Annotated in this window: 26 protein-coding genes; 9 read left to right on the top strand and 17 right to left on the bottom strand. The window is 71.6% G+C overall.

What is annotated here, in order from left to right; all coding sequences use genetic code 11:
- Positions 1-27: 27 nt before the first annotated feature.
- Complete coding sequence (locus ABZ622_RS33595) at positions 28-465, bottom strand: DUF4442 domain-containing protein (RefSeq protein WP_360549829.1); 438 nt, start codon at positions 463-465, stop codon at positions 28-30.
- A gap of 152 nt (positions 466-617) precedes the next feature.
- On the opposite strand from ABZ622_RS33595, the gene ABZ622_RS33590 reads away from it, so the two are divergent.
- Both ABZ622_RS33590 and ABZ622_RS33585 read left to right on the top strand, forming a co-directional pair.
- On the top strand, positions 618-1685 hold the full coding sequence (locus tag ABZ622_RS33590) for a hypothetical protein (RefSeq protein ID WP_360549763.1): 1068 nt from the start codon (positions 618-620) through the stop codon (positions 1683-1685).
- A 60-nt stretch (positions 1686-1745) separates the two neighbouring features.
- Entirely contained in the window at positions 1746-3044 is a 1299-nt protein-coding gene (locus ABZ622_RS33585; RefSeq protein WP_360549761.1) for an MFS transporter, read from the top strand.
- Here ABZ622_RS33585 and ABZ622_RS33580 read toward each other — a convergent pair.
- From ABZ622_RS33580 to tuf, 3 genes are all read right to left on the bottom strand, one after another.
- On the bottom strand, positions 3006-3851 hold the full coding sequence (locus ABZ622_RS33580) for a fused MFS/spermidine synthase (RefSeq protein WP_360549759.1): 846 nt from the start codon (positions 3849-3851) through the stop codon (positions 3006-3008). The two genes, ABZ622_RS33585 and ABZ622_RS33580, sit on opposite strands and share 39 nt — an antisense overlap.
- A 22-nt stretch (positions 3852-3873) precedes the next feature.
- Entirely contained in the window at positions 3874-4719 is an 846-nt protein-coding gene (locus tag ABZ622_RS33575; RefSeq protein ID WP_360549757.1) for a patatin-like phospholipase family protein, read from the bottom strand.
- A gap of 74 nt (positions 4720-4793) precedes the next feature.
- On the bottom strand, positions 4794-5981 hold the full coding sequence (gene tuf / locus ABZ622_RS33570) for an elongation factor Tu (RefSeq protein ID WP_360549755.1): 1188 nt from the start codon (positions 5979-5981) through the stop codon (positions 4794-4796).
- Positions 5982-6393: 412 nt separating this feature from the next.
- Here tuf and ABZ622_RS33565 point away from each other — a divergent pair, with 412 nt between their 5' ends.
- Positions 6394-7107, top strand: coding sequence for a VTT domain-containing protein (locus tag ABZ622_RS33565; protein WP_360549753.1), 714 nt, complete (start codon positions 6394-6396; stop codon positions 7105-7107).
- Positions 7108-7318: 211 nt separating this feature from the next.
- Positions 7319-8191, top strand: coding sequence for an undecaprenyl-diphosphate phosphatase (locus ABZ622_RS33560; protein ID WP_360549751.1), 873 nt, complete (start codon positions 7319-7321; stop codon positions 8189-8191).
- A gap of 43 nt (positions 8192-8234) precedes the next feature.
- On the opposite strand, the gene ABZ622_RS33555 is transcribed toward ABZ622_RS33560, so the two are convergent.
- Together ABZ622_RS33555 and ABZ622_RS33550 are read right to left on the bottom strand one after the other, a co-directional pair.
- Positions 8235-8489 (bottom strand): DUF1049 domain-containing protein, encoded by a 255-nt coding sequence (locus ABZ622_RS33555; protein WP_360549749.1) that lies wholly within the window; start codon positions 8487-8489, stop codon positions 8235-8237.
- 128 nt (positions 8490-8617) lie between these two features.
- Positions 8618-8887: a hypothetical protein gene (locus tag ABZ622_RS33550; RefSeq protein ID WP_360549747.1), complete on the bottom strand. Its 270-nt coding sequence runs from the start codon at positions 8885-8887 to the stop codon at positions 8618-8620.
- Positions 8888-9210: 323 nt separating this feature from the next.
- Between ABZ622_RS33550 and ABZ622_RS33545 the strand changes: the two genes are divergently transcribed.
- The 3 genes from ABZ622_RS33545 (at position 9211) to lnt (ending at position 12360) form a co-directional block, all read left to right on the top strand.
- Positions 9211-10068 carry a universal stress protein gene (locus ABZ622_RS33545; RefSeq protein ID WP_360549745.1) on the top strand — a complete coding sequence of 286 codons (858 nt, stop codon included), beginning with the start codon at positions 9211-9213 and terminating at the stop codon, positions 10066-10068.
- Positions 10069-10136: 68 nt separating this feature from the next.
- Positions 10137-10634 carry a nuclear transport factor 2 family protein gene (locus ABZ622_RS33540; RefSeq protein ID WP_360549743.1) on the top strand — a complete coding sequence of 166 codons (498 nt, stop codon included), beginning with the start codon at positions 10137-10139 and terminating at the stop codon, positions 10632-10634.
- A 139-nt stretch (positions 10635-10773) separates the two neighbouring features.
- Positions 10774-12360, top strand: a complete 1587-nt coding sequence (lnt, locus tag ABZ622_RS33535; RefSeq protein WP_360549827.1) for an apolipoprotein N-acyltransferase — start codon at positions 10774-10776, stop codon at positions 12358-12360.
- A gap of 36 nt (positions 12361-12396) precedes the next feature.
- On the opposite strand, the gene ABZ622_RS33530 is transcribed toward lnt, so the two are convergent.
- The 3 genes from ABZ622_RS33530 to ABZ622_RS33520 all read right to left on the bottom strand — a co-directional run bounded on the left by ABZ622_RS33530 (position 12397) and on the right by ABZ622_RS33520 (position 14963).
- The gene (locus ABZ622_RS33530; RefSeq protein WP_360549741.1) at positions 12397-12744 is read right to left on the bottom strand and encodes a hypothetical protein; all 348 of its coding nucleotides are present in this window, start codon (positions 12742-12744) and stop codon (positions 12397-12399) included.
- 85 nt (positions 12745-12829) lie between these two features.
- On the bottom strand, positions 12830-13729 hold the full coding sequence (locus ABZ622_RS33525) for a Gfo/Idh/MocA family oxidoreductase (RefSeq protein ID WP_360549739.1): 900 nt from the start codon (positions 13727-13729) through the stop codon (positions 12830-12832).
- 13 nt (positions 13730-13742) lie between these two features.
- A complete protein-coding gene (locus tag ABZ622_RS33520; protein WP_360549737.1) occupies positions 13743-14963 on the bottom strand; it encodes an FAD-dependent monooxygenase in 1221 nt (406 codons plus the stop codon).
- 138 nt (positions 14964-15101) lie between these two features.
- Here ABZ622_RS33520 and ABZ622_RS33515 point away from each other — a divergent pair, with 138 nt between their 5' ends.
- Positions 15102-15707, top strand: a complete 606-nt coding sequence (locus ABZ622_RS33515) for a TetR family transcriptional regulator (RefSeq protein WP_360549735.1) — start codon at positions 15102-15104, stop codon at positions 15705-15707.
- Positions 15708-15797: 90 nt separating this feature from the next.
- Entirely contained in the window at positions 15798-16250 is a 453-nt protein-coding gene (locus tag ABZ622_RS33510) for a hypothetical protein (protein WP_360549733.1), read from the top strand.
- A gap of 51 nt (positions 16251-16301) precedes the next feature.
- Here ABZ622_RS33510 and ABZ622_RS33505 read toward each other — a convergent pair whose 3' ends face one another.
- From ABZ622_RS33505 to ABZ622_RS33470, 8 genes are all read right to left on the bottom strand, one after another.
- Positions 16302-16787, bottom strand: a complete 486-nt coding sequence (locus ABZ622_RS33505) for a hypothetical protein (protein ID WP_360549731.1) — start codon at positions 16785-16787, stop codon at positions 16302-16304.
- Between the two features lie 148 nt (positions 16788-16935).
- Positions 16936-17619, bottom strand: a complete 684-nt coding sequence (ung, locus tag ABZ622_RS33500) for a uracil-DNA glycosylase (RefSeq protein WP_360549729.1) — start codon at positions 17617-17619, stop codon at positions 16936-16938.
- Positions 17620-17706: 87 nt separating this feature from the next.
- A complete protein-coding gene (locus ABZ622_RS33495) occupies positions 17707-19287 on the bottom strand; it encodes an ABC transporter substrate-binding protein (protein ID WP_360549727.1) in 1581 nt (526 codons plus the stop codon).
- A gap of 118 nt (positions 19288-19405) precedes the next feature.
- A complete protein-coding gene (locus ABZ622_RS33490) occupies positions 19406-20161 on the bottom strand; it encodes an SDR family oxidoreductase (RefSeq protein ID WP_360549725.1) in 756 nt (251 codons plus the stop codon).
- A gap of 20 nt (positions 20162-20181) precedes the next feature.
- Positions 20182-20943 (bottom strand): 3-oxoacyl-ACP reductase FabG, encoded by a 762-nt coding sequence (gene fabG / locus ABZ622_RS33485; protein WP_124719058.1) that lies wholly within the window; start codon positions 20941-20943, stop codon positions 20182-20184.
- 231 nt (positions 20944-21174) lie between these two features.
- Positions 21175-21558 (bottom strand): DUF3037 domain-containing protein, encoded by a 384-nt coding sequence (locus ABZ622_RS33480; protein ID WP_360549723.1) that lies wholly within the window; start codon positions 21556-21558, stop codon positions 21175-21177.
- A complete protein-coding gene (locus ABZ622_RS33475) occupies positions 21555-22409 on the bottom strand; it encodes a HipA family kinase (RefSeq protein ID WP_360549721.1) in 855 nt (284 codons plus the stop codon). The genes ABZ622_RS33480 and ABZ622_RS33475 overlap by 4 nt, the downstream gene beginning before the upstream one ends.
- 125 nt (positions 22410-22534) lie before the next feature.
- A complete protein-coding gene (locus tag ABZ622_RS33470; protein WP_360549719.1) occupies positions 22535-23362 on the bottom strand; it encodes a PhzF family phenazine biosynthesis protein in 828 nt (275 codons plus the stop codon).
- Positions 23363-23688: the final 326 nt, after the last annotated feature.

Raw genomic sequence — 23688 nt, 5'->3', positions numbered from 1 at the left:
GGCGGCTCTTCGCGGAACCGGCCGGAATCAGGCGTTGGGCCGCAGCGTCCAGACGACCGTCATCTCGCCCGTCACCGCGCCGTCCGCGCGCTGGATCTCGATGCCCACGGGGAACTCCGGCCGCTTGCCCTCGTCGAGTTCGGCGATGACCTCGGCCACCGGGCGGCCCAGGGTCGCCGTCGCTGTGACGACGCCCTTGGCCAGCTTCTTGTACCCGATCTCCGCCTTCACCGCGAGCGGCACGGCGCGCGACATCTGGTCGCCGAAGGCGGCGATGACGATCGCTCCGCTCGCCGATTCCGCCAGCGTGAACATCGCTCCGGCGTGCGGTCCGCCGATGTGGTTGTGGTACTCGGCCTGGTCCGGGAGCCGGACCACCGCGCGCTCGGCGGTCGTCTCCAGGAATTCGAGGTTGAGGGTCCGGGCCATCGGGACCGTCGCGACGAGCATCTCGCCCACGGTCATCTGTTCAGCGCTCATGGCCAGATGTTACTCATGGGTAGAACTTTTTGGCCATACCCGGAACCCCCGGCGGGCCTCGCCGATCACTTCCTTCACCGTCCACACACGGGGGCGGGCGTAGCAGACCGGCCACCGCCCCTCTATCGTTACTCGCCATGTGGCCAGGACAGCAGCCGCCCGGGGGCGAGCAAAACCCGCAGGACCAGAATCAGAACCCGTATCAGCAGCCGGGGTACCAGCAGCCGAATCCCTATCAGCAGCCGGGATATCAGCAGCAGGGCGAGCCCGGACAGCAGCCGGGGTACCAGCAGCAGGGCCAGCAGCCCGGCTACGCACAGCCGAACGCGTACCAGCAGCCAACGGTGCCGCAGTACGCGGTGCCCGGTCCGCCCGGTGCTCCGCAGCCCGGCGACAACAACAAGAAGAAGACCACCGCCGTCGCCATCGTCGCGGCCACCGCCGTGGTCGTGGCCGCCGTGGTGACCGGTGTCGTCGTGATGAACAAGGACGACAAGGACAAGGACGTCGCCGACGGCAAGCAGTCGTCCGCGCCGGTCAAGCCGTCCGGATCCGCTTCCTCCGCCGAGGCGAACCCGCGCGGCGACGACGGGGATCCCAAGCCCCTCATCCCCGGCTGGAAGGTCGTCACCAACCCCAAGTGGGGCACGCAGTTCGACGTGCCCGGCGACTGGGAGGTCGGGAGGCCCGGCACAGGCTCGTACTTCGAGGACGAGAAGAAGGGGGACGGCTCGCCCCTCATCCTCTTCTCCGCGCCGGCGTTCTTCCAGAAGAAGTGGTGCGTGGACGACCCCGACAAGGACGGCGTCAAGGAGGACATGAGCCTCGCGAGCGCCGGTACCAGGGGCGCCCAGGGCGCCACCGACGCCGCCAAGAACGCCCACAGCGAGGCCGGTACCTGGGTCTGGGCCGCCTACGCGCAGCACATGCCGCAGAGCACCATCAAGTTCACCGACGCCAAGCAGTACACCACCAAGTCGGGACTCACCGGCCAGGTCGTCACCGCCACCGCTCCGAACGTCACGAAGAAGGAGAAGTGCGACAGCGACGGCAAGGCCATCGCCTTCACCTTCAAGAACAAGAAGGGTGACTTCGCTTCCTGGGTCCTGTACGGAGCCGACTCCGTCAAGGACGAACTCCCGGACACGACGATCCAGAAGATCCTGAGCACCGTGCGGCTGGTGGACGTCACCCCCGCTCCCTGACCCGTTCCCTCCCCGGGAAAGCAGTTGGCACGGCGGGGGTGCGGCGGCGATAGTCCCCTGGTGACCACCGCCGCCGCATCCCGCCTGCCGCATCCCGGCCGCAACTACCGTCTGCTGACCGCCGCCGCGATCATCACGGGCCTTGGTACCCATGGCGCGCTGATCGCGGCGGCGTTCGCCGTTCTGAACGCGGGCGGTGACGGCGGCGACGTCGGTCTGGTGGCCGCCGCCCGGACCGCGCCCCTGGTGCTCTTCCTGCTGATCGGCGGCGCGATCGCGGACCGGCTGCCGCGCCACCGGGTGATGGTCGCGGCGAACGCCCTCAACTGCCTCTCGCAGGCCGCGTTCGCCTGGCTGGTCCTGGCCGGTGATCCGAAGCTGTGGCAGATGATGCTGCTCACCGCGTTGTGCGGCACCGGGCAGGCGTTCTTCAACCCGGCGGCCGAGGGCATGCTGATGTCCAGCGTCGGCCGGGAGCAGGCGAGCCGTGCCTTCGCGCTGTTCCGGATGGCCATGCAGGGCGCGACGATCGGCGGCGCGGCGCTCGGCGGCGCCATGATCGCGGCGATGGACCCGGGCTGGGTGCTGGCCGTCGACGCCGCGGCGTTCGCGGTGGCGGGTGGGCTGCGCGCGTTCCTGGACGTCGGCCACATCCCCCCGCGCGAGCCGGGCGGCGGTCTGCTCGCCGACATGCGGGACGGCTGGCGGGAGTTCATCGGCCGCCCCTGGCTGTGGAGCATCGTGGCGCAGTTCTCGGTGGTGGTCGCCGCGGTGGGTGCCGCCGAGTCGGTGTACGGTCCGCTGGTCGCCCGGGACGAGCTCGGTGGCGCCCGCCCCTGGGGCTTCGCGCTCGCCGCGTTCGGGGCCGGCACCCTGGGCGGGGCGCTGCTGATGACACGTTGGAAGCCCCGGCGGCTGCTGCTGGCGGGCACGCTCTGCGTCTTCCCGCTGGCGCTGCCCCCGGCGGGCCTCGCGGTGCCGTTGCCGGTGGGCGTGCTCTGCGTGGTGATGTTCGTCAGCGGCGTCGCCATCGAGGTGTTCGGGGTCTCGTGGATGACGACCATGCACCAGGAGATCCCGGAGGAGAAGCTCTCGCGCGTCTCGGCGTACGACTGGTTCGGCTCGGTGGCGATGATGCCGGTGGCCACCGCGCTCGCCGGTCCGGTGGAGTCGCTGGTCGGGCGGAGCGAGGCCCTGTGGGGCTGTGCGGCGCTGATCGTGCTGGTCACCGGGGCCGTGCTGTTCGTACCGGAGGTACGCCGGCTGGCCCGGGCCCCCGAGACCGCCGGGGTCGCGACGGGGAAGGACCTGGGGCCCGCCTCAGCCGATGCTGAAGGCTCCGTCGGGCGGCTCGGGTGAGGCGACCGCCTCACCGTCGCCGACCGGCTCGGCGCCACCGGCCAGCCGGTCCAGCGCGGCACCGTACTCGACCCGGGCGGGGAAGGCGTCGGCGGCGCAGCGGCGGGTGAGCGCAGCGGTGTGGATGAGGCTCGGGGAGGCGACCAGGACGAGGTTGCCGAAGCGCCGGCCGCGCAGCACCGCGGGTTCGGCGATCAGCGCGAGTTCCTCGAAGACGGCCGCGAAGGTGGCCAGTTGAGAGCGGATGAAGCCGAAGGGCGCGCCGTCCGCGAGGTTCGCCGCGTAGATCCCGTGGCCCCGCAGCGAACGGCGGGCGGCCCGTGCGTACTCGACCGAGGTGAGGTGGGCGGGCACCCGCGAGCCGCCGAAGACGTCCGCGATCAGGAGGTCGAGGGAACCGGGCGCGGTCCGTTCCAGCAGCCCACGGGCGTCCGTGCCGTGCACGGTGATGCCGCTGCCCGCGGGGACCGGCAGCTGTTCGGCGACCAGTTCGAGGAGCCCGAGATCGGCCTCGGCCACATCCTGGCGGGAGCCGGGCCGGGTCGCGGCGGTGTAGCGGGGCAGCGTGAGGGCACCGCCGCCGAGGTGGAGTACGTCCAGCTGGGCGCCCGGTGCCGCCGCGCAGTCGACGACATGGGCGAGCCGTCGCGCGTACTCGAACTCGATGTGGTCCGGCGCGTCGAGGTCGACGTAGGACTGGGGCGCGCCGTCGACCGTGAGCAGCCAGGCCCGGTCCCGGTCCACGTCGGGAAGGAGTCTCGCGGTGCCCTGGTCCACGTCCCGGATGACGGGTATCGAGTCGTTCACTCCCCCATTGTGGGGTGCCGGATCAGCTGCTCAGGACCGCGGCGACGGCTTCGGCGTGCGCCGCCGACTGATCGAGGCCGGCGCGGGCCGCCGCCGCACGGTGGCTCGGGTCGAGGGGGTTGCGGCCGAAGGCCTTCTTCGCGGCCGTGTCCGGGGTGATGACCTCGACCCGGGCACCGTTCGCGGCGAGTGCGGCCGCCTGCGCCCGCGGGGCGGCGATGGCCCTGTTGCCGCCGGCCGAGGGCGCGATGACGACGACGCGGCCGTATCCGGCGGCGAGCTGTGCGTTGGCCGTGGAGTGCACCCCGCCGTCGATCCAGCTCCGCCCCTCGATGCGGGCGACGGGCCATACGCCGGGGACCGCGCAGCTCGCGGTGACGGCGTCGGCGAGGGGTACTCCGCTGTCCTTGTCGAAGGTGCGGAGTTCACCGGTCGTGGCGTCGACGGCGGTGACGAGCAGCGGGCGGCCCGGCCACTCGGGCGACAGGAGCCGGCTCGCGATCGCCGCGCGCCGTTGCTCCTCGGTGACGCCGGGGCGGGCGTCGTTCGCGATCCGGCCCAGCTTCCGGCCGTAGGCCTCGGGGGTCCGTGCGGACAGTACGGCCGCCGCGTACCGCAGCAGCGTGGCCGGGCCGAGCCTGCCGCCCGTCATGTCCTGCGGGTCGGCGAGCTGGAGGTCGTAGAGCCCGGGGAGGCCGAGCAGTCCCGAGGCCAGCTGCGCGCCGACCACCGCTCCCGCCGAGCTGCCGATGATCAGATCCGCCGCGCCGAGGTCCACGCCCGCCTTCGCGAGCCCGTGCAGGATCCCGGTCTCCCACGCACTGCCGGTGACCCCACCGGAGCCGAGCACCAACGCTGTGTCTGTCATGCCGTCAGTCTTGCGCACGGCAGCGGGCCCGCCTCCCGTGGGGTACGGGAGGCGGGCCCTCGGTGCGCGGCGGTTCAGAGCAGTCCGGTGACCGTTCCGGCGCCGACCGTGCGGCCGCCCTCGCGGATCGCGAAGCCGAGTCCGCTCTCCAGCGGGACGTCACGTCCCAGCTCGACGGTCAGGTCGACCGTGTCGCCGGGGCGCGCCACCGCCACCGCTCCGAGGTCGACGTCGCCGACGACGTCCGCGGTGCGGATGTAGAACTGCGGCCGGTACCCGGTGGTGACCGGGGTGGTACGGCCGCCCTCCCGCGCCGACAGGACGTACACCTGCGCGGTGAAGCGGCGGCTGGGCGTCACGCTGCCCGGCGCCGCGACCACATGGCCGCGGCGGACCCGGTCCCGCTCCACCCCCCGGAGCAGCAGGGCCACGTTGTCGCCGGCCTCCGCGGACTCCATCGGCTTCCCGAAGGTCTCCAGGCCGGTGACGACGGTCTCGAGGTCCTGGTCCGGCCCGAGCACCGACACCCGGTCGCCGGTCCGCACGGTGCCGCGCTCGACGGCTCCGGTGACGACGGTGCCCCGGCCGGTGATGGTCAGGACGTTCTCCACCGACAGCAGGAACGGCGCGTCGGTGTACCGGACCGGCATCGGCACGTAGGTGTCGACGGCGTCGAGCAGCGCCTCGACGGCCGCGGTCCAGCGCGGGTCGCCCTCCAGAGCCTTCAGGCCCGACACCCGCACGACGGGTACGGAGTCCCCGCCGTAGCCGTGCGCGGAGAGCAGCTCACGGACCTCCAGCTCTACCAGGTCGGTCAGCACCGTGTCCTCGCCGTCGTCGACGGCGTCCGCCTTGTTGAGGGCGACGACGATGTGATCGACACCGACCTGGCGGGCGAGCAGCACGTGCTCGGCGGTCTGCGGCATGATCCCGTCGAGCGCGGAGACGACCAGGATCGCCCCGTCGAGCTGGGCGGCACCGGTGACCATGTTCTTGATGTAGTCGGCGTGCCCCGGCATGTCGACGTGGGCGTAGTGGCGGGTGTCGGTCTCGTACTCGACGTGCGCGATGTTGATGGTGATGCCGCGCTGCGTCTCCTCCGGAGCCCGGTCGATCCGGTCGAACGGGACGAACGTGCCGGTCCCCCGGTCGCTGAGGACCTTGGTGATGGCGGCGGTCAGGGTGGTCTTGCCGTGGTCGACGTGGCCCATGGTGCCGATGTTGAGGTGGGGCTTGGTGCGCACGTATGCCGTCTTGGGCATGGTTCATTCCTTGGTGTTCGAAGCTGAGGGAGAAGACCCCGGGGCCCGGCCGACCCTCCCCTTGCGGGGTCCGCCGGACTGTCGGGGGAGGGTCAGCTTCGGGCGCCGCCGATGAACGCTGCGACAGCGGTGGGCGCTGCTGCGACAACCGCCGCGGTGACGGGGTTCACGGCAGCCTTCGGCGCGTCCGCGACTGCGGACGGCGCTGCGGGGAAGGCGTACCGGAACATGGGTCCGATCATGTCCGACGGGCCCGGCCGCGTCGAATGGTTTTCCGGCGCACGCCGCGGTCCCGGCAAGGGAGTTCGGCCCGCACCGGGGATCGGTGCGGGCGGTGCGCGCGGGGCCGGCGGACCGGTTCCCGCCACCTGCGATACGGCGATCACACACCGGCGTCGGTTACTCTCCCGGCATGCTCGACCCCGTCCCCGCAGCCCGGCCCGCCACCGGCCTCGCCGTGCGCTGCACAAGGGCCCTGCTCTCGCCCTGGTCCCGGTTCTCGCTGCTCGTGGCCGTGCTGCTGGGCGCCGCTGCGACGATGCTCCTCCTCGAACCCCAACGCCTGCTCGCCACCGGCTGGCCCACCCGGCTCAGTGGTGGTGCCGTGGCGGTGATCCTTTTCGGTGTCGCGTACGGCGTGTGCACCGTGGCCTTCGTTCCGCGCCCGCTGCTCAATCTCGCCGCCGGCGCGCTCTTCGGTACGCAGGCGGGGCTGGCCGCCGCGCTGGCGGGGACGGTGCTCGGCGCGGGCATCTCGTTCGGGCTGGGCAGGGTGCTGGGGCAGGACGCGCTCCGTACGCTGCTGCGGGGGCGCTGGCTCAAGGCGGCGGACGGCCAGTTGAGCAGGCACGGGTTCCGCTCGATGCTGGCGCTGCGGCTGTTCCCGGGAGTGCCGTTCGCGGCGGCCAACTACTGCGCGGCGGTGTCCCGCATGGGGTACCCGCCGTTCCTGGTCGCCACCGGGATCGGCTCGATCCCGAACACCGCCGCGTATGTCGTCGCGGGCAGCGAGGCCTCCTCGCCGACGTCGCCCGCGTTCCTGGCCGCGATGGGCTTCATCGTGCTGACGGGGATCGGCGCGGCCGTCGTCGCCTGGCGCAAGCGCCACCGGCTGGCCGCCGAGTGAACCGGTGCGCCCGGCGACCGGCCCGGACGCGACGGTGGGCCCAGGGGTACGCGTAACGCTGTTCATCTGAGGGCGGTACCCTGCCCGCGACCGACCGAAGATCTCCGGGCCCATCACGGCCCTTCCCTCAATTGACCGCAATGCGCACGCTGCCGACGGCTCTCGCCGCCCTCGGCCGATGCACGATCACCTCCGGGATGGCCAAAGCCCCATGAGCTGGTTCGAATCGTTCGTCCTGGGCCTCGTTCAGGGACTGACCGAGTTCCTGCCGATCTCCTCCAGCGCACATCTGCGGCTCACCGCAGCTTTCGCCGGCTGGCACGACCCGGGTGCGGCGTTCACCGCCATCACCCAGATCGGCACGGAGGCGGCGGTCCTCATCTACTTCCGCAAGGACATCGTCCGGATCGTCTCGGCCTGGTTCCGTTCGCTGACCGACCGGTCGATGCGCAGCGATCACGACGCCCAGATGGGCTGGCTGGTCATCGTGGGCTCCATCCCCATCGGTGTGCTCGGGGTGACGTTCAAGGACCAGATCGAGGGCCCGTTCCGCGATCTGCGGCTGATCGCCACCACGCTGATCGTGATGGGCATCGTCCTCGGCATCGCCGACCGTCTCGCCGCCCGCGACGAGGCGGGCGGGAAGCACCGGGCCGGCAAGGAGCGCAAGACGCTCAAGGAACTCGGTGTGAAGGACGGCCTGATCTTCGGCTTCTGCCAGGCGATGGCGCTGATCCCGGGCGTCTCCCGCTCCGGAGCGACCATCAGCGGCGGTCTGCTGATGGGCTACACCCGGGAGGCCGCGGCCCGGTACTCCTTCCTGCTCGCGATCCCGGCGGTCCTCGCCTCGGGCGTCTTCGAACTGAAGGACGCGGGCGAGGGGCATGTGTCGTGGGGGCCGACCATCTTCGCGACCGTCATCGCGTTCGGCGTGGGGTACGCGGTCATCGCCTGGTTCATGAAGTTCATCACGACCAAGAGCTTCATGCCGTTCGTGATCTACCGCGTGCTGCTCGGCGTGCTGCTGTTCGTGCTGGTGGCCGCCGGTGTGCTGAGCCCGCACGCGGGTGAGTCGGCGGGCTGAACCGTCCCGTGGTCCCGGTGGGCCGGCCGGCCCACCGGGTGGATCAGCGCCTGGCGCGGCGTCGGGCGAGGTATGCGCCGAGCACCACCCCGGCGACCAGGGTCGCGGCCAGCACCGCCCAGAGCGGCAGGGCGACGACGGGGACCCACAGCCGGATGGCGACCGAGCCGGTGTTCACGGCGATGAACCAGATCGCAAGCCCCATCAGAACCACGATCCCGATGGTGCGGATGCGTACGTTCCGGCCCCTGACGGTCAGGGTCGGCGGGGCCTGTGGCCCGGACGTGTTCTGTACCATACGTCCAGTATCGAGTGGTTCGGCCGATCAGTCCTGACGGACCGCTCCCGCCGTGCGCACGGGCGGGGAGTGGTCGACAATGCCCGGCCGCACCCCGTACGCCCCGGGACGGGGCCCGCCCCGACGGGTCAGAGTGTGTCGCCCCGCCAGTCCCAGCGGTCGGGATCGCCTTCCCTCGGCCCGTACTCCGCTCTGCCGCCCGGGCCGAATCGCCCTATCTCCGTGTTCAGCGCCGCGCCCTCGCGCAGCGCCCGGTCCGTCCAGCCCGTCACGTCGAGCAGCAGGCCGTCGAGCGGGCCGCCCACCAGCTCCCGGTAGACATGTCCCGGCCGGGGCCCGGGGTCCGGATCGTCGTGGTCGGCGCCGTACACGCGCCGCTGCCGCATCAGCTCGTCCATGGGGGCAGGATCGCACCCGGCACTGACACTCGCCGGGGCCGGAACCCTCCCCCGCCCTCGCGGCCCCATGCCCGTCATCGGCGCGCCAGGTGCTCCTCGATGCCCGCGACCGTCGCCGTGCCCCCTGCGCACAGGAGCCCTCGCGGGCCGGCCGCCTCCGGGTCCGCCCCGAGGGGAGGGCCAAGGACCGAGGTACGCCTCACTGCCCGACACGGGTGGCGGTGCGTCCTGGATCTTCCGGGCAGATAGGGTCGAAAGTCCCTGCCGTTCGCTGTTCACGCGTACCAGCCTGGGACATCCACCGCCGGAACCTGGAGGCAATCATGACCAGCACAGACCGTCCCGTGATCGCCGCGGTCGACGGCTCGTCGCACAGCCGCGAGGCACTCGACTGGGCCGCCCACGAAGCCGCACGCCGGGGGCTCGGGCTGACGATCGTGCACGCCCGTACGCCCGACCGGCGCGTCGAGCAGGAGACGCTGCGGCGCGAGGCGCAGGAGCTGCTCGACCGGTCCGTCCGCCGGGTCACCGAGCTCGCTCCGGAGCTGCACCCGTCGACGCTGACACCGCTGGACTTCCCCTCGGCGGCGCTCACTTCGCTCAGCCGGAACGCCTCGCTGGTGGTGGTCGGTTCACGCGGTCTGGGCGGATTCCGGTCCCTGCTGCTCGGCTCCAACAGCCTGGCCGTCGCGTCGATGGCCTCGTGCCCCGTGGTCGTGGTCCACGGCGGGCCGTCGGACGAGGACGCGCCGGAGGAAACACATTCCGACATCGTCGCGGGGGTGGCCGCCGACGAGAGCAGCGAGGGGGTGCTGGAGTTCGCCTTCGAGACCGCCGCCTCCCGGCCAGGTGCGCGGCTGCGGATCGTGCACGGCTGGACGATGTTCTCCTCGATGCTCTCCGGCGGCCCCGTCTTCGACCGGGACGCGGTGGCGAACGCCGCCGAACGCACCCTCGCGGAGCTCACCGCCGGCTGGCGGGAGAAGTACCCGCAGGTCGAGGTCGTCAAGGAGCCGGTCGGCGGCTCCGCCTCGCGCACCCTGGTCACGGCCTCGGCGACCTCGGCGCTGACCGTGATCGGGCGGCGCCGGGGCGGCGAGTCCCTCGGGCTGGGGCTCTCCCCCGTCGCGCAGACCACGCTCACCCACGCACTCGGCCCGGTTGCCGTGGTGCCCTGCTGACCGCCGCCCCGCCCCGCCGTGCGTGCACGCCCCTTGGCCTCGCACGCCGGCGGGCGGACACTGACCCGATGACGCAGCGCGTGGACCTCGCGACCGTGATGGACCGGCTGGCCATCGATGCAGTGATCACCGGCTACGCGGTGGCGGTGGACGACGGTGAATGGGCGGACTACCGGGCCCTGTTCACGGCGGACGGCCGTGCCGACTACCGCGGTGCCGGTGGTGTCGAGGGGCCGGTGCACGAGGTCGCCGAGTGGCTGGCGAGGACCATGCGGCTCTTCCCCGTACGCCAGCATCTGGTCGTCAACCGCCGGATCGAGTTCCAGGACCTCGGCGGCTACCCGGGCGACCTCGCCGAGGTGTGGGCCGACTATCTGAACCCGATGCGTCTGGAGACCGCCGCGGACGGTGCGAGGGGGCCGGAGGCACCGGCGACCGCCCCGAACTTCTTCTCCGGCGGGCGGTACGCGTTCTCGCTGTCGCGTACGGACGGCGGCTGGCGGATCCGTACCGTGACCGTCCACGAGAAGTGGCGCGGCCGGGCAGCCCCCTCCCCCGCGGGCTGAGCCGGGCCTCCGGTGCTTCCGCTTTCCCGCGCCGGGCAGGAACTGCGGAGCCGGGAGCAAGGGGGCAGACTGCTCATCAGGCGGGACGAGGAGGCGCGGCATGCGGATTCCGGCCGGTCGGAGCGGACAGTGGTCGCGGATGCCACGGTCCGGCCGGTGGCACGGCTGGCTGGCACTGCTCGCGGGCGCGTTGCCCTCGCTCGCGTTTCCCGCCCCTGCCCTGTGGTGGCTCGCCGGTGTCGGTCTGGTTCCTTGGCTGCTCCTGATCCGGTCCGCCGGCTCGGGTCGCCGGGCGGCGCTGGACGGCTGGCTCGGCGGCACCGGCTACCTGCTCGCGGTGCATCACTGGCTGATGCCGAGCCTCCATGTCTTCATCCTGGTCCTGGCGGCCCTGCTCGGCCTGCTGTGGGCTCCGTGGGGGTTGCTGGTCTTCCGGATGCTGGGCGGTCCGGTGTCCGCCGCGGCCGTCGTCTGCGCGGTCGTCGTGGTGCCCTGCGGCTGGCTGATGATCGAACTGGCCCGTTCCTGGGAGGCGCTCGGCGGCCCCTGGGGGCTGCTCGGTGCGAGCCAGTGGCAGGTGGCCCCCGCGCTCCGGGTGGCGTCCGTGGGTGGGGTGTGGCTGGTGAGCCTCGTGGTGGTGGCGGTGAACACCGCTGTCGCCCTGCTGTTCGTGGCCTCCGCCGCCCGTGCGGTGGCCTCGGTGGGCATCGTGGTGTGCGGTCTGGCCGTGGGGGCGATGGCGAAGTGGGCGCCGCAGCCCGAGGAGTCGGGAGTGGCCAGGATCGCCGTCGTACAGCCGGGTGTGTTCAGCGGGATGGACAGCGCCGAGCGCCGGCTCGCCGTGAGTGAGCGGCTGACCGGCTCGCTGGCCGGGCGCGATCTCGATCTGGTGGTGTGGGGCGAGAGCAGTGTGGGGGTGGATCTCGCCGCGCGCCCGGACGTCACCGCCAGGATCGCCGCGCTCTCGCGCCGGGTGGGCGCGGATGTGCTGGTCAATGCGGATGCCCGGCAGACCGACCGATCGGGCCGGACGGGGATCTTCAAGTCGGCGGTCCTGGTGGGTCCGGACGGGCTGACCGGCGACCGCTACGACAAGATGCGGCTGGTGCCGTTCGGCGAGTACGTCCCGGCACGCTCGGCGCTCGGCTGGGTCGTCTCCATGGGCCGGGCGGCCGGCGAGGACCGGTTGCGGGGCACCCGGCAGGTGACGATGTCGCTGCCCGGGGCCGATGGCGGGAACGGACTGCGCGTCGGGCCGCTGATCTGCTTCGAGTCCGCGTTCCCCGACATGAGCCGCCGGCTCACCCGGGACGGCGCGCAACTGCTGATCGCCCAGTCGTCGACCTCCTCGTTCCAGCACGGCTGGGCGCCCGCGCAGCATGCCTCGCTCGGGGCACTGCGGGCCGCCGAGAACGGCCGCCCGATGGTGCATGCCACGCTCACCGGCGTCAGCACGGTGTACGGGCCGCAGGGCGCGCGGGTCGGGGCTCCGCTCGGTACGGACGCGAGCGGAGCCGCCGTGTTCGACGTACCGCTGGCGACGGGCACCACGCTCTATGTGCGGCTGGGCGACTGGCCGGTGCAGGTGGCGGCGGCGGTGCCGGCCCTGTACTGCGCGTTCGGAGCGGCCCGGTCCCTCATGGGGCGTGACCGGGTCGGGCCGGCCGGGGCGATCGGCGAGCCGGCCACCGCGGCCGCGGAGCCGGTCGCCCGCTCGGGACCATGAGCCGGACGCGAGCAGCCGCGTCGGGCTCGTCCGGGGCTATCCGGGGCCGTTCACCGAGACGATGTCGCCCCGGGCGTCCACAGTGAGCGAGACCCGCTCGACCTTGTTGGTCACCGCCAGCACCAGCCACACGGCGCCCCAGAGGAAGCAGGTGAAGACCATCAGGATGGCGTGCAGCACATGGTTCAGCGGGTTTCCCCGGACCATGACGGCCTGTGTTCCGCAGCGCGATTCCACCCGCCAGCCCCCGGCGATCCGCTGGTTGACCGCCCAGTCGAGGATCAGACCGCGCTGCGTCGTGTCCGGCGGCCGCCCGTCGGCCGCGTAGTAGCCCGGCGGCGGCTGAAGCGCCCCCCAGCCCTTCGGTTCGTCGTGAGGTCTCACGAGGTCACCTCCACGGGCCGGTGGTCCATCACCCCAGCCTGCATCGGAGCGGGTCCCGACGCATCCGGAAGCCGCCGGGCAGCTCTCAGGCGCAGTCCAGGTCGAGCAGAACGCGCTCGCACAGTTCGTGTGTCCGCAGGGCGTCCTCGGCGCTCAGTACCTTTCCGGCGCGGACCGCGTCCAGGAACGAGAGCACGCTCTGCTCGATGCCGCGCTGGCGGGCCACCGGCACCCAGTCGCCGCGCCGCCGCACGCTCGGCTGCCCCTTGTGGTCGATCACCTCGGCGAGGTTGACGACCTCGCGCTTGGTGTCCTGGCCGGAGATCTCCAGCCGCTCCTCCGTCGAGCCGCTGAGCCGGTTCATCGTGCCGATGGCGGTGAATCCGTCACCGGACAGCTGCAGCACGACATGGTGCATCAGGCCCTCGCGGATCCTGGCCTGCACGACGGTGTGCTCGACCGGGCCCGGCGCCAGGAAGCGGAGGGTGTCGACGACATGGATGAAGTCGTCGAGCACCATGGTGCGCGGGTCCTCCGGCATGCCCACCCGGTTCTTCTGCATGAGGATCAGCTCGCGCGGGTGCTCGGCGCACTGCGCGTAGCCGGGCGCGACCCTGCGGTTGAAGCCGACGGCGAGGCTCGTTCCGCGCTCCTCGGCCAGGCTCACCAGCCGCTGGGAATCGGCGAGTTCATAGGCCAGCGGCTTGTCGACGTAGGTGGCGACGCCGGCTTCCAGCAGCCGGGCAACGATCTCCGGGTGCGCGTCCGTCGGGGCATGGACGAACGCGGCGTCCAGCCCTTGGGCGATCAGCGATGCGAGGTCGGTGTGGCACTGCCCGGCCGGGATGCGGTGGGCCTCGGCGACCTTGGTCAAAGTGGCGGGCGTACGGGTCTGCAGATGCAGTTCGACCCCGGGCAGGGTGGTCAGAACCGGCAGATATGCCTTCTGCGCGATGTCGCCGAGCCCGATGCAGCCGACCTTCACAGGGGTCTCCCTCTCACTGTTCGGCGTCCACCGGCTCGGTGTCCGCCTCGCGAGGGGCAGCATACGTGTGCTGCGGCGGCCGCCAGTCTGCCGTCCCGTCGAAGGTGCGCAGGACGAGGGCGGGACCGAAGCGCGAGACGGTGGAGAGCAGCGCGTCACGGGTCGCGACGGCGGGAGCGCTGGTCAGCCGCATCAGACGCGCGGTCCGGGCGGACTTGCGGACGATGGCCGAGGTGCGCGGCAGCCGGTCGGCGGTGTACGCCGCCGTCCCGGCGCCGAGGTCACCGCCCGGCGTCAGGCGGTGGGCGAGCACGATCGCGTCCTCGATGGCCTGGTTGCCTCCCTGGCCGAGGTTCGGCGCCATCGCGTGCGCGGAGTCGCCCACAAGTACGGTGCGGCCCCGGTGGAAGGACGGCAGGGGATCGATCAGGTGGTGGACGTCGTTGCGGAGCACCTGGCCGGGGTCGGCGCCGGCGATGATCGCCGGGATCGGGTCGTGCCAGCTGCCGAACCGGCGCATCAGCTCCGCCTTCTCGTCGTCGGCGGCGTGGGCCCCGGCCGGGGCGACGGCGGCCCCGTAGGCGTAGATCCGGCCGTCCTTGAGCGGCTGGGTGCCCCAGAGGGCGCCGCGCCCCCAGGTCTCGTGCGGGGCGAAGGGCCGCTCGGGCGCGGGGACGACGATGCGCCAGGTGGTGAATCCGGCGTACGAGGGTCCGGGGTGGTCCGGGAAGAGTGCGCGTCGCACGGCCGAGTTGATGCCGTCGGCGCCGATGACGAGGTCGGCCTCGATGCTCCCGGCCGCCGTGCCGACCACGGCGGGCGGGCCGGCTGCCGTCCCCGGGTCCAGCAGCTCCGCCGCGGTACTGGTGCGGACGGTGCCGTCGGGCAGCCGGGCCAGGAGGAGGTCGACGAGGGTGGCCCGGTGCAGCAGGACGATCGAGCCGCCGAACCGTTCGGCCGCGACGGCGCTGTCCGTACGGGAGAGCCAGCGGCCGCCCGGAGTACGCAAGCCGCCCTCGCCCTGCCAGGCGGCGAGGGCCCTGATCTCGTCGCCCAGGCCGACCACGTCCAGGGCACGCTGGGAGTTGGGGGCGAGGGAGATGCCGGCCCCGACGGGCTCCAGCGAGGCCGCGCGCTCCAGGACCGTGACCCGCCAGCCGCAGCCGTGCAGGGCCACCGCCGCGGTGAGGCCGCCGATCCCGCTGCCGATGACGACGGCGTGGGGCTTGTCCATGACTCCTCCAGCAATCCGCGAACCCCGGTGCTCCCGGGCTCCGGCAAGCCGGAGATCCGGGATCCGCAGCACCGGAACTACACCCGTAGTGACAGCTTCACCGTACTACGGATGTAGTTGCGAAGGTAGGTTGGCCCCATGTCCACACGCACGACCGGCACGTCCCGGGCCGATCTCATCGCCGATGCCGCCCTCGCACTCCTCGCCGAACGCGGCATGCGCGGGCTGACCCACCGCGCGGTGGACGAGCGCGCCGGGCTCCCGCAGGGCTCGACGTCCAACTACGCGCGGACCCGGCAGGCCCTGCTGGAGGCGGCGGTACGACGGCTCGCGGAACGCGAGGCGCGGGTCCTCGCCCCCGCGGAACTCCCGGCTCCGGTGGCCGGACCGGAGGGGCTGGTCGCCGGTCTCGCGCTGGCGCTGCACCGCTATCTCACCCGCCATCCCGAACTGCTCGTCTGCCGTTACGAATTGGCCCTGGAGGCCACCCGACGCCCGGAGCTGCGGGAGTTCTTCGACACGACGGGACGGCAGTTCCGCGAACCGCTGATGGCGCTGATGACGGCCGCCGGATCGGCCGAGCCCGAACGGCACACACTGTCCCTGGTGGCCTGGTGCGAGGGGCTGATGTTCTCGTGCGCCGCGGGGTCGTTCAGCCGTTCCGTACCGAGTGAGGAGGAGCTGCGCACCGGCTTCGCCGAACTGCTCTCCGGGATGCTGGGACCGCGCTGGGCGCTCCACTGACCGTCGCGCTCGGCGGCCGGTGTCACTCTTGCGGGCCAATCCCTCTCCCCCGGCACCCCGGAGCCGGCTCCGCACAGCAGAGTTGATCAGGTGCAACGAACCAGAATCACCGTGAACCTCCTGATGGGCGTCGCCGTCACGGCGCTGTCGGGCTGTGTGTCCGTGCAGCCGCAACCCGACGTTCCGCCCCGGCCCCGGGTCAGTGGGCCGGCCCAGGACCTGACGCCGCAGATCGTGCTGCCTCCGGTCCACGACTCCCTGGGGGCCGTACCGGCCCCCACGCCGTCCGCCTCCGCCTCCCGCCTCGCCCGGGCCGCACCGCCGGACACCCGGCGCTCCGTGCCCCGCGCACCCCGTCAGCAGTGGCGCCCGGCCGCCCCTCGGCCCCGGCCGCACGGCACCCCGCCCGCCGCGACCGTACCGGCCCCGGCCCTGCCCGCCCCGGTCGCCGGGAGTGACGTCTGCGCGCTGGGGAGAGGGTACGGGCGCTGGCCCGCGGGCAGCCCGCAGTCCCGGATCTGCGACGACACCTACGGCCACTGAGCCCGGACGGGAGAAACGAGCAGTGGCCCGTCCACCGTGGACGGGCCACCCTCACAGCTCGCGCAGCCGCAGCTCCAGGCGCTCGATCGCCGCGCGCACCCCTTTTCCGTACCCGTCGTCCGACCCGTCGTCGGCGAGCACCCCGGAAGCGGCGCGCGCCCGGTCCAGATGGATCCGGGCGGCATCGGGGCGCCGGAGCTTCACGTAGTCCGCCGCGAGATTGAGATGGAGCGAGGGGTAGAAGGCCCGCACCGCCGGCGCGTCGGGGTGCTGCGCCGCACGCTCGTCACTCAGCCCGCCGGCCGCGGTCAACGCCCGGAGGTCCCAGGCAAGTTCATCACCGGGGTCGTCCTGGGCATCGGCCATGTAGTGGGCGAGGGTGCACCGGTGCAGGGCGTCACCGTCCTCGCCGATCTCCGACCAGAGCTCGCCGAAACGATTGCGGGCCTCCTCGCGGTCTCCCGCGTGCAGCAGCATGATCGCCTGGCCGATCCTGGTCATGACGGCGTCCTTGAACGCCTCCCGCTGCTCCGTCACTGCGACCTCCCTGCGCTCCCGTCCCCCCGTTCCCCGTCGACGCTAGCCGCAGCCGGCCCCGATCCCGCTGAGGCTCGGGCGGGCGCCCCGAGGCTTGTCCGCGATCCCGCCGGACGCCCGTCGCCGGCCGGGGCCGGGAGCCGCCGTCTCAGCCCAGGTCGGGGATGCGCCAGTCGATGGCGTCGTGGCCCTGTGCCGCCACGGCCTCGTCGATCTGCGTGAACGGACGGGAGCCGAAGAACTTCTTGGCCGAGAGCGGCGAGGGGTGCGCCCCCTTCACCACCACATGGCGCTCCTCGTCGATCAGCGGGAGCTTCTTCTGGGCGTAGTTGCCCCAGAGCACGAAGACCGCCGGGTCGGGGCGCGACGCGACCGCGCGGATCACGGCGTCGGTGAACTTCTCCCAGCCCTTGCCCTTGTGCGAGTTGGCCTCGCCCGAGCGGACCGTCAGCACGGCGTTGAGCAGGAGCACACCCTGCTCGGCCCACGGCATCAGGTATCCGTTGTCCGGGACCGGCAGGCCGAGCTCCTCCTTCATCTCCTTGTAGATGTTCCGCAGGGACGGCGGCGTCTTCACACCCGGCCGCACGGAGAAGCACAGCCCGTGCCCCTGCCCCTCGCCGTGGTACGGGTCCTGGCCGAGGACGAGGACCTTCACCTTGTCGTAGGGCGTGGCCTCCAGCGCGGCGAACACCTGGTCGCGCGGCGGGTAGACCGGCCCCTTGGCCCGCTCCTCCTCGACGAACTCGGTGAGCTCCTTGAAGTACGGCTTCTGCAGCTCTTCGCCGAGGACGCCGCGCCAGGACTCGGGCAGCAGGTCGGTGTCGGTCACTTCAACAACCTCCGGTAAGCAATCAGCTTTTCAACCGAGAACCTACCGGGGGCCACTGACAACGCGCCCCGCCGGTCCGCCTCCCGCCTACCAGCTGGCCTTGCGGTAGAACTCCCACATCTGCATGACGACCTGCGGGTCCAGGGCGCGCTCGCCGCCGCCGATGTCCTCGCCCGAGGCGACGTACAGCTTGCCCTGCCACAGCGGCAGCATCCGCACGTCGTCGACCAGGATCTTCTGGGCGCGCTCGAACTGCTTGCTGACCGCGCCCCGGTCGCTCTCCTTGCGGGTCTGCGGCAGCAGCTCCTGGGTGATCTCGTTCTTGATGTACGGCATGCCGGTGACGCTGTTCTTGCCGACGAACGGGGCGATGAAGTTGTCCGGGTCCGGGAAGTCCGGGAACCAGCCGCGGCCGAAGACGGGGTACTGGCCCTTGTTGAAGCCTTCCTGGAACTCCTTCCAGGGCTTGCTCTTCAGCGTGATGCGGAACAGTCCGGAGCTCTCCAGCTGCCGCTTCAGCTCGTCGAACTCCAGGGCCGTGGAGGAGCCGTACCGGTCGGTCGTGAACCAGAACGTCATGCTGACGGGCTTGGTGATGCCGGCCCGGGTCAGGATCCGCTTGGCCTTGGCCTTGTCCGGCTCGCCGTAGCTGTCGAAGAAGCTGGTGGTGTGTCCCGCGATGCCCTTGGGGACCATGGAGTACAGCGGCTCGGCCGTGCCCTGGTAGACCTTCGCCACCAGGGCGTCACGGTCGACGAGCTGGGCGATGGCCCGTCGTACGGCCACATTCCCGGCCGCCGGGTCCTCGGGGTTGAAGACCAGGAAGCGGATGTCCGCGCCGACCGACTCGACGATCTGGAGGTGGCTGTCCTGGTCCCGGTTGTTCTCCAGGTCGACGACGTCCTCGGCGGTGAGGCCGCGGTAGATCGCGTCGATGCTGTTCTTCTTCAGGGCCCCGACCACGGTGACGGAATCCTTGAAGTAGCGGATCGTCACCGCGTCGTTCTTGCGGTTGGCGAATCCCTTGTAGTCGGGGTTCTTCACCAGTTCCGCCCGGTTTCCCGGCTTGTACGAATCAAGGAGGTACGGACCGGATCCGGTGATCTTTCCGTCGCCGCGTATCTTGTGCTTCGAATAGTCACTGGGGGCCACCAGCGACATGGCCGGCGTGGCGAGGATGAAGGGGAACGTCGCGTCCGGCTTGGTGAGGTGGAAGACGACCATGTCGTCCCCCTTGGTCTCGACCCGGTCGAGCGAGCCGAGCATGCCGACCGGGCCGCCCTTGACGTTGAGCTCCGAGATCCGGTCGATGGAGTACTTCACTGCCTCGGCGTCGATCTTGTCCCCATTGGAGAATTTCAGACCCTCGCGGAGCTTGCACCGGTAGGAGGTGCTGGTGGTGTCGGTGAATTTGCACCATTCCGCGGCATCGGGCTCGGGGCTCGTACTGCCGGTGGGGAAACTCACCAGGGTCTGGAAGACGTTCCGCATCAGCTCCCAGGAGTTGTCCCACGCCGCCGCCGGATCGAGGGTGGAGGGCTCACTGGTCGTACCGACAACAATCTTCTGCTCGGCTTTCGAGCCGCTGTCGGAAAGAAGTCCGCAGCCTGCCAGCAGAGAAAGGGAAGCAAGGGCTGCAGCGGCCTGCAGACTGGCCCGGTAGAACACGTGAACGCTCCTCGATCAGCCATGGGTCGGCAGACCATACCGCAGTGCCCCGTCGGGTCAATCCACAGGCCCGACAGGGCACTTGAGTCAATCAGGGCCAAATCCGCTCAGGCTGTTCTCAGCCCACGCCCGCATTCAGGAAAATTCCGCCGTCGACCACCAGGGTCTGTCCCGTGATCCAGTCGGACTGGCTGGATGTGAGGAACGCGGCGGCCCCCCCGATGTCCTCCGGCATTCCCAGCCGGCCCAGCGGGTAGGCGGCCGCGGCCTCCTCCTCACGGCCCTCGTACAGCGCCTGGGCGAACTTGGTCTTCACGACCGCGGGTGCGATCGTGTTGACCCGGACGACCGGCGCGAACTCGTGCGCCAGCTGAAGGGTCAGATTGACCATGGCCGCCTTGCTGATGCCGTACGCGCCGATGAAGGGCGAGGCGGAGACCCCGGCGACCGAGGCGATGTTGACGATCGCCCCGCCGTTCTCCTTCTGCCAGGCCTTCCAGGTCAGCTGCGCGAAGCCGAGCGCCGAGAGCACGTTCGTCTCGAAGACCTTGCGGGCCACGTCGAGGTCGAGCTCCGCGATCGGGCCGAAGACCGGGTTCGTCCCGGCGTTGTTGATCAGGAAGTCGACCCGGCCGAACGCCTCCATGGTGCGCTCGACGGCGACCACCCGGTGCGCCTCGTCGTGCGCCTTGCCGGGCACCGCGATGGCCCGGTCGGCGCCCAGCCGCTCGACGGCCGCCTTGAGGGCGTCCTCGCCGCGTCCGGTGATGCAGACCCGGTCGCCGCGGGCCACCAGTGCCTCGGCGATGCCGTAGCCGATGCCCCGGCTCGCGCCCGTGATGAGCGCGACCTTCCCGCTGTCCTGCACAGTCATGATGTCCGTAGCCCTTCGGGTCAGTTGAGCGGTCCGCCGGCGACGTACATGACCTGACCGGAGACGAAGCCGGCCTCGTCGCCCGTGAAGAAGGCGATGGCGTTGGCGATGTCCTCGGGGTGGCCGACCCGCTGCACCGGGATCTGGGTGGCGGCGGCGGCCTGGAACTCCTCGAAGCCCATGCCGACCCGGGCCGCGGTCTGCGCGGTCATCTCGGTGACGATGAAGCCGGGAGCCACGGCGTTGGCCGTGATGCCGAACTTGCCGAGCTCCTTGGCGAGGGTCTTGGTGAAGCCCTGGAGACCGGCCTTGACGGCGGAGTAGTTGGCCTGGCCCCGGTTGCCGAGCGCCGAGGAGGAGGAGAGCGAGACGATCCGGCCGAACTTGGCGTCCACCATGTGCTTCTGAACGGCCTTGGCCATCAGGAACGCGCCCTTGAGGTGCACGTTCATCACGGTGTCCCAGTCGGACTCGGTCATCTTGAAGAGCAGGTTGTCGCGGAGCACGCCCGCGTTGTTGACGAGGATCGTCGGGGCGCCGAGCTCGGCGGCGACGCGCGCGACCGCGGCTTCCACCTGGGCGCTGTCCGACACGTCGCAGCCGACCGCGAGGGCGGTGCCGCCGGCGGCGGTGATCTTCTCGACGGTGTCCTTGCAGGCCGCCTCGTCGAGGTCGAGTACGGCGACGGCGCGGCCCTCGGCCGCCAGGCGTACCGCGGTGGCGGCGCCAATGCCCCGCGCCGCTCCGGTCACGATGGCGACGCGCTGCTCGGTGGTGGACATGCTTGGTTCTCCTCGCCCTTGGATCGCCGCTCAGCGGACGTCGGGGGCCCCGGCGCGGAATCTCGTGCGCGTGGAGCCTTCCCAATAGCTGAGCAACCGCTTAGTACCTTCAGCAGACGAGACGCTAGAAGCCCTGGCACCCGGTGTCAACGGCCCACGGCCGCCGGGACGCATGTCACACCCCGCGGCGCCGCCCGGACCGTGGTCACGGGCGGCGCCTCGGGCGGCGGATCAGCGCACCAGTAGTTCGAGCAGCCGCTCGACCTCGGCCGCCGGGTCGGCCGTGAGGCCGCTGTGCACGGGGCTCGGCTGGACGACGGTGGAGCGCGGCGCGATCAGCCACCGGAAGCGGCGGCCGGCGTCGTCACCGGCCGCCTGGCCCGCGTCCGTGCCGCCGCGGCACACTCCCTCGGCGGCGTGCAGGGCGGCCCGTACGCCGGTCACGTCGGCGGTGGGGTCCAGGGCCATCAGCTTGGTCTCGTCGAGATGGGTGCGGGCGGCCACGAAGCCCCGCGCACGGCAGTAGACGACCACGCCCGCGTTGAAGAACTCGCCGCGCTGCACCCGCGGCACCACGCGCAGCAGCGCGTACTCGAAGACATCGCGCTCGCTCAACGCCGGCCGTCCTTGTCGTTCTTCTTGGTGGGGTGCGGCCAGGGGGTGAGGTGTTCGGTGAGCCAGCCGGGGGCCTGGGACGGCTTGGGCTCGGTGGGGCCCTCCATCGTGATCCGCTCGTGGATGGTCGCGGCGCGCGGCAGCAGCGCCTCCACGTAGGCCCGGCGCAGTTCGTCGGTGGTGTCGAAGCCCGGTTCGTCCACCAGCCATTCGTCGGGGACGTCGGCGGCGACCTCGGTGAGCAGTTCCTCGGTGACCAGCGGGGCCAGCTCGGCGGCGGCCGCGGCGATGTCGGGTGCGAACGGGGCGAGCGCGTGGTCGGAGGCGTTGTACGGCTTGGCGGCGGACGCCTGGGCGCCGGGCCAGTTGTGATGCCAGATCATGGTGGCGCCGTGGTCGATGAGCCACAGGTCGCCGTGCCAGACCAGCATGTTCGGATTGCGCCAGGACCGGTCGACGTTGTTGATCAGCGCGTCGAACCAGACGACCCGTCCGGCCTCGCGCGGGTCGACCTGGTAGGCGAGCGAGTCGAAGCCGATCGAGCCGGGCAGGAAGTCCATCCCGAGGTTGAGCCCGCCGCTGGCCTTCAGGAGCTCCTGCACCTCCTGGTCGGGCTCGGCGAGCCCGATGACCGGGTCGAGCTGGATCTGTACGAGGTCGGGGACCCGCAGCCCGAGCCGACGGCCGAGCTGCCCGCAGATGACCTCCGCGACCAGCGTCTTGCGCCCCTGTCCGGCGCCGGTGAATTTCATGACGTACGTGCCGAGGTCGTCGGCCTCGACGATCCCGGGGAGCGATCCACCCTCCCGCAGGGGCGTGACGTAGCGGGTCGCTGTGACTTCGGTGAGCATTGGCCCAGGCTATCCGGCGAGGTCGCCCCACGATCCGCGGACGACGGGGCCGGCGGAGGTCGAGGTGTGCCATGCCGGCCGCGGGCGCGGGGGTGGCCCTCACCCGGTCCGCCGGACTCGGCTCCTCAGACGTGCAGCGTTCCGTCGAGGACGGTGACCGCGTACCCGGTGAGGTGGACGCGGTCACCGTGCACGGCGGTCCTGACAAGGCCGGTGCGCGCGGATACCTGCAGGCCGGTGAGCCCGTCGCGGCCCGTCCGCGCCGACCAGTAGGGGGCCAGGGCGGTGTGGGCGCTGCCTGTGACCGGATCCTCAAGGATGCCTTCGGCAGGTGAGAAGAAGCGGGAGACGAAGTCGTACTCCAGGCCGGGTCCGGGCGCCGGGGCCGTGATGATGACGCCGCGCAGGCCTTCACGACGGGTCAGGTCGGCCACCGCGTCGAGGTCGGGCGTCACGGCCCGGACGGTGGCCTCGTCGGGCAGGACGGTCAGCAGGTCCCCGAGCGCACCGGTACGGAAGGTGGCTTCCGGCTTCACTCCCAGGGCCTCCGACAAGCCCTCCGGCACCGGGACTTCAGTGCCGGGCGCGGCCGGGAAGTCCAGGGTGATGCTGCCGTCCTCGTGCGCATGCGCGGTGAGGATGCCGCTGAACCGGCTGCGGAACCGCAGCGCGCCGACCACCCCCCGCTCCCGTCGCAGCGTGTGCGCAGCGGCCAGTGTGGCATGGCCGCACAGATTGGTCTCGACGAGTGGGGCGAACCAGCGGATCTCCCAGTCGGCGTCCTCGTCGGCGGGGAGCTGCCGCACGAAGGCGGTCTCCGAGTGATTCAGCTCGGCGGCGACCTGCTGCATCCAGGCGGCGTCAGGCCAGTCTCCGGCATCGAGCAGGCACACGCCCGCAGGGTTTCCGGCAAAGGGGCGGTCGGTGAAGGCGTCTACGACGTGGATACGCATACCGCGAAGATATCGACGCCAATCACGGCCGAACCAAGTCCAATCCGAGAAAAGTGGACTGAATTCTCGTCCCGGGTCTCCGCTGACCCGCACACCACGGCGGCGACGCGACCGGTTGCGCCGACGGCTGTGGCCGGCGCATCGCGGGTACCGCGCCGTGTCCGGCGCGGCGCCCGGTCCCCGCGGGCGCCTTCGCGCACCGGGGGCCGGACGTCCTGGGCGGTGTGCCGCTACGCGTCCTCGTCGTTGACCCAGCTCATGAGCTTGCGCAGCTCGCGGCCGGTGGTCTCCAGGAGGTGGTCGCTGTCGGCCTTCTTGTACTCGTT

Source organism: Streptomyces sp. NPDC007164 (assembly GCF_040634135.1).
In the GTDB taxonomy this organism is placed as follows: Bacteria; Actinomycetota; Actinomycetes; order Streptomycetales; family Streptomycetaceae; genus Streptomyces; species Streptomyces sanglieri.
The sequence above is the reverse complement of the archived record's forward strand: the minus strand, read 5'-3'. Positions and strand labels throughout refer to the sequence as shown.